The following is a 5,432-nucleotide window of genomic DNA, read 5'->3' as shown; positions in this document are numbered from 1 at the left end:
TACCGGTGTTTTTTTGCTTATCCAGCATCTTTCCTAAAACACTTTCTAATGCTAAATATTCTAGCTCCAGAACTGCCCAAGATTTAGGTATAGGCATATCAGGGGTGACATTAACTTTAGGAAAGGTTATTGATTTAGGCTTTATCGGTTTTTTGCCTTCTTTGCCGGATTGCTCCCAAACCTCCACAGCAGCTTTCCAGTTTTTTAATTGTTGTTGATAGTTTGCTTCACGTTCTTGCTGGATTCGGGCGAGAAGTTGTTCGGGGGATACGAGCTTGTCTTTATTTTCCTCACGCCACTTGGCGGTGAGCTTACCTTCAAAGGCATGCTTGAGAATTGCTTGACGGTAAACTTTTAATTTTTCGCGGGCTTTTTTTAGAGATTCAATTCCATTATCTAATTCAGAGAACAGCTCTTCAACTTTTGCGACTATACGACGTTGTTCATTTAAGGGTGGCAAAGGAACCTGCGTTTCTTCGAACTTACCCTTTGTGATGTGAACCATACCCGAACCATGAGATTTCGCATATAACTCACTTGTGATTTTAGTCAAAAGGTAATATAGAAATAGCTTATCGACATTGGGTTTTGGAATCACACGGAAAATATGTTGATTTAACCAAGCTTCTCCACCCTTCCAGATATATGCACCCAATGATGCAGACCATGCATACAGCAATTCATCATTTGTTATGAGGTATCGTTCCTCGTGAATACTTGAAGAATAGTTATAAGCCGCATTAGCATTATTAAGGTTCTGAATCCTGACAATCGGCTTTCCAGTCTTTTCCCATTCATTTGGTTTAAATGCACGACCATTAAGATATGTTGCCATCTCTCCTAGACTTGCCATTGTCCAAAACTTTGGCATGAAATTATCACGTTCATTCAACTTCAAGCCACTAACTCCTGATTAAGCTCGTCAATCACGCCATCCATCTTATCGCCAAACAATTGATACATTCTGCCAAGTCCACCCTTACTATCAAATGGTGCCATCTCCAAATCATCACGCTCAATATGAAATGAGCTGATTACATGGTCACGAATCATATGTAGCCAAGCCATTTGTTCCTCATTAAATTTTTCACCTGCCCCGCTGTGATGCTGCATTATCCAGCTTTGAAAGTTACGCCGCACAGTGCTGGCATAGGTTGATAAAGTGCTGTCTAAGCCTGTTACGCGCCTCACCAAAGCTAGTAAAGCTGTCAGGTCGCTGATGGGGCTGTCACCTTTATAATTATCAAGATGAGCATAGGCCCGCCAAACACTTAAAGGGGCAAGTTTAGGCCTATCTTGTTGAAGGTGTTCAAGCAAATCCTTAATCATTTGAAATGTCACTTGAGAGCGTCGTACGGGGGTATCAAAATAAATGGTCAGCGCCTCAATATCATCGCGATGCTCGGTGAGATATTCAGCAAACTCTGTGGTAATGACTTTGGCATTCTCCGTAATGTCGCCATCCCATTCGGCCCGAATCAGTTCATCTAAATCATCATGAACGATGGTTTGTTCTTTATCACGACGGATAGTGTCGATTAACTCCACTAACTCGCCCGTAAATACATTGGCTGCCTCACCTATCAGTTGGTCACGCGCTTGGTCACGAGTCGTATCGCCTGGATCTGTGCCTGCAGGCTGCTGGGCAATTTCAAGGGCTTTTTGCTCGACATTATCTGGGTTTATGGCATTAAATAATTCACCAACAATCAGCAGTAGCGGCTTACCGCCCGCTTTTTCACTGATACGGGCCCGGTCTTTGTCGTCTAGCTGCTTGTCTAATCTTGCTAATCTGCCAGCCAGAGATGAGACGCTATCATCATCACGTGCTGAGCCCATCATCACGCCCATAGCTAAATTCTTAAGTGAGATACCGGGCTTGGTAATTAAAGGCTGACTAGCAGTCTTTAATGATTTAGTGACACCGATAGCATCCACAATGACGTAATGCGTTTTGGCAGTTGTAGCCGAAGGTGTAACCTTTTTGAGGCTGTCCGCATCGAGGGTGCGGGTGCCACGCCCTTTCATTTGCTCGAAGTAATTACGGCTTTTAACATCACGCATGAATAGCAGGCATTCGAGCGGTTTTACGTCGGTGCCGGTGGCAATCATATCAACCGTGACTACAATACGTGGGTAGTAGTCATTACGAAACTGGGCGAGTACGGACTTGGGGTCTCCTTCAATTTTATAGGTAACCTTTTTGCAGAACTGATTACCTTCGCCAAACTCTTCTCTGACCGTATTAATGATGTCATCCGCATGGCTATCTGTTTTGGCGAAAATAAGCGTTTTGGGGACTTCACTCCGACCCGGGAAGATATCCGGCAGCTTTTCTTTGAAGGTTTGGATAACTTTACGTATCTGGTCTGGGTTAACAATATCCCGGTCGAGCTGCTTGGAGGTATAAGCTTCGTCTTCGTCTAGTATCTCCCAGCGTTTTTTGCGTGTGAGTCGCTCTCGCTTTTCTACCTGTTGCTCGGCAATTAGGGTGCCACCATGTTTAGTTTTTTGGGTTTCTATTATGTAAATTTCATTGCCGACATTGACGCCATCTGCAACGGCCTTTTCATGGTCGTATTCACTGACAACATTCTTTTTGAAGAAACCATAGGTGCGGTTATCTGGTGTAGCAGTGAGACCAATCAGGTAGGCATCAAAGTATTCAATTACCTGACGCCATAAGTTGTAGATTGAGCGATGACATTCATCGATAACGATAAAGTCAAAAAACTCAGGTGGTATTTTTTCATTATAAATGACTGTTAATGGCTCTTTACGGCGCGTGACAATCTCAGCCGGATTCACCTCTTCAGCAGATTCATCTAATTCTTCACCCTTCAGTAATGAGTACATGCGCTGAATGGTGCTGATACTGACTTGAGTATCTGTTGCAACGAATGATGATTTGAGGCGCTGGACGCTGTATAGCTCGGTGAATTTTCGATTGTCATCGTTTGGCAAAAACGACATGAATTCTTGCTCTGCCTGTTCACCGAGGTTTTTGGTATCTACCAAAAATAAAATGCGTTTCGCGCCGGCGTGTTTCAGTAATCTATAGGTGGATGTTATGGCCGTGAAGGTTTTGCCAGAGCCAGTCGCCATCTGCACTAGCGCCCTTGGCCGATCTTCTTTGAAAGATTTTTCAAGGTTAGTAATGGCGGTTATCTGACATTCACGCAGGTTATCAGTAATTAGCTCAGGAAGGTTTTGTAGCCGCTCACGCAGGGTATCAGTTTGGCCCAGCCATTCGGCTAATGTCTCTGGCCGATGGAAGCTAAAAACTTCTCGGGAGCGAGGCTTAGGGTCGTGACCATCCGTAAAGCGGGTAATAACACCGGTGGTTTCGTAAATAAACCGCAACGGAATTTGGTTACTTACCCATTTGAGACTAGCGGCTGCATATCCTTCGGACTGTTGTTCGACGGTGGTGATTTTATGGCCCCACTTATCTGGTTTGGCTTCAATGATGCCGACTGCAGTCTTGTCAATAAAAAGAACATAATCAGCTGGACCAACATCTGTTTGATATTCACGAACAGCAATACCACGTCCTACACTAAAGTTTATTTTCTTAAAAGCTTGAACATGCCAGCCAGCTTCTCGAAGCTTTTTATCGATAATATCCCGGGCTTTTTGTTCAGGAGTTTGGTTGAGTGTCCCTGCCATATTTAACGCCGCCTAATTCCTATTCTAGGTCACTATAAAGCTTAAAACTGATTGTGTGAATTAATGCAGATTTTTGCTCAATTAAGTTGAATTTCTTTCAGTTGAATTAGGGATGTATTCAACAAGCTCGCCGATATCACATTCAAAGAAGGCACATAATCTGTCGAGATTTTCAGTACCAGTGTTATAGCCTTTCTGATTAATCAATTTCGATAAAGTCATACGGTGAATGCCGGCCGCTTCGGCTACCTCACCAATTGTGATCCGCCGCCCTTCATTAAACTCTTTGTTAGCGATCTGCTCTTTAATCTTAAAACGTAGCATTTGACACTTATCCGAAGCATTTAATCATCCGATGATAACTAAATGTTTCATTTGATGCTTGCACCGATCTTTATATGATGTATATTTGTATCTAGTGATGCTTTTGAGCATCATTTGATAACCATAAGGAGATTTAGCGGTGTCAGAAACCTACTTAACAACTGAAGAACTTGCGCAAAGAATTAAATACACACCTCGAACAATTCGGGATCAACTGAAAGACTCCGTCTTACTAGAAGGCATCCATTACATCCGCCCTTTTGGTGGCCGTAAAACACTTTATTTATGGGAAGCCGTCGAGCGAGATATCGGGAAAGTGTCAAAAGAAAATGGTGCGTTATTGCCTATGGCCTCTGGGGGCTACTGCAATGGGTAATGTTCGAGCTAGAAAAGATACTGGGAAACTTTTTTTCGACTTTCAATATCAAGGAAAACGCTGCCGGGAACAAACCAAACTCGATGACACACCCGCCAACCGTAAGCGAATGAAAATTGTCTTAAACAAAATTGAGGCAGAAATTACGCTTGGTTCATTTCAGTATTGGGACTACTTCCCCGATAGTCCAAGAGCAAAAGAATTACATGAACTAAAACAGCTTGGTAAAAAGGCGTTCACTGACACCCCACTATTTAAAGGTTTTGCCGAGGTTTGGGTAAACGAAATGCAAGCACAATGGCGCTTATCACATAAAGAAGGCGTTGAACTTAATCTGAGAAAATACATTTATCCCCGTTTTGGTGATAAAGAGGTTGGACGCATTACCAAAGCTGAGATCCTCGCTTTTCGATCAGACCTCACTAAAGTCACAAAAAAGCAAAGTGGTAAGCCGCTATCAGCCAGTCGTATAAACCATATTATTTTGCCACTGCGAATGATATTAAATGAAGCGGCTAACCGCTATGACTTTAGTTCGCCTTACCACGGAATAAAATCATTAAGAGTTCCTAAAACGGATGTTTTACCTTTTGCTATCGAAGAAGTGCAGAAAATCATTAACACCGTTCGGTCTGATTTTCGAAACTATTACATTGTCCGTTTTTTTACCGGCATGCGTACCAGTGAAATACATGGACTGCAGTGGAAGTTTATTGATTTTGAGCGTAGGCAAATCCTAGTGCGACAGGCATTAGTTCGAGGAGGGCTGACTTATACTAAAAATGATGGCTCATTCAGAACGATTGATATGTCCCAGATGGTCTACGACGCACTAAAAGAACAGCATAAAGTGACCGAACAATCCGATTTTGTTTTTTGTACGCGTGAAGGCTCTCCGCTCAACTCGAATAATGTCTGTAACAGGATTTGGCAGCCGCTCCTTCGACATTTGGGCCTTACTGTTACCAACGGTGTAAAGATGATCCATTAGCAACGGTTCAAAACTGATCCACCTGAGGCAAGATAGCTGCCTTTTTCATCAGGATAAGGCGGCTGAAAATGC

Annotated in this window: 5 protein-coding genes; 2 read left to right on the top strand and 3 right to left on the bottom strand. The window is 43.0% G+C overall.

Annotated elements, in window-relative coordinates; translation table 11 throughout:
• From LGT40_RS01000 to LGT40_RS00990, 3 genes are all read right to left on the bottom strand, one after another.
• The coding region (locus tag LGT40_RS01000) for a restriction endonuclease subunit S (protein ID WP_226343130.1) at nt 1-898 on the bottom strand (898 nt) is incomplete at its 3' end.
• Nucleotides 895-3,669 carry a type I restriction endonuclease subunit R gene (locus LGT40_RS00995; protein ID WP_226069722.1) on the bottom strand — a complete coding sequence of 925 codons (2,775 nt, stop codon included), beginning with the start codon at nt 3,667-3,669 and terminating at the stop codon, nt 895-897. The genes LGT40_RS00995 and LGT40_RS01000, both read right to left, overlap by 4 nt.
• Before the next feature lie 81 nt (nt 3,670-3,750).
• Entirely contained in the window at nt 3,751-3,993 is a 243-nt protein-coding gene (locus tag LGT40_RS00990; RefSeq protein ID WP_226069721.1) for a helix-turn-helix domain-containing protein, read from the bottom strand.
• Between the two features lie 139 nt (nt 3,994-4,132).
• On the opposite strand from LGT40_RS00990, the gene LGT40_RS00985 reads away from it, so the two are divergent.
• A complete protein-coding gene (locus tag LGT40_RS00985) occupies nt 4,133-4,369 on the top strand; it encodes a hypothetical protein (protein WP_226069720.1) in 237 nt (78 codons plus the stop codon).
• The gene (locus LGT40_RS00980) at nt 4,362-5,360 is read left to right on the top strand and encodes an Arm DNA-binding domain-containing protein (protein ID WP_226069719.1); all 999 of its coding nucleotides are present in this window, start codon (nt 4,362-4,364) and stop codon (nt 5,358-5,360) included. The genes LGT40_RS00985 and LGT40_RS00980 overlap by 8 nt, the downstream gene beginning before the upstream one ends.
• Nucleotides 5,361-5,432 lie beyond the last annotated feature (72 nt).

It is taken from the genome of Methylophaga pinxianii (assembly GCF_020447225.1).
Classification (GTDB): domain Bacteria; phylum Pseudomonadota; class Gammaproteobacteria; order Nitrosococcales; family Methylophagaceae; genus Methylophaga; species Methylophaga pinxianii.
The sequence above is the reverse complement of the archived record's forward strand: the minus strand, read 5'-3'. Positions and strand labels throughout refer to the sequence as shown.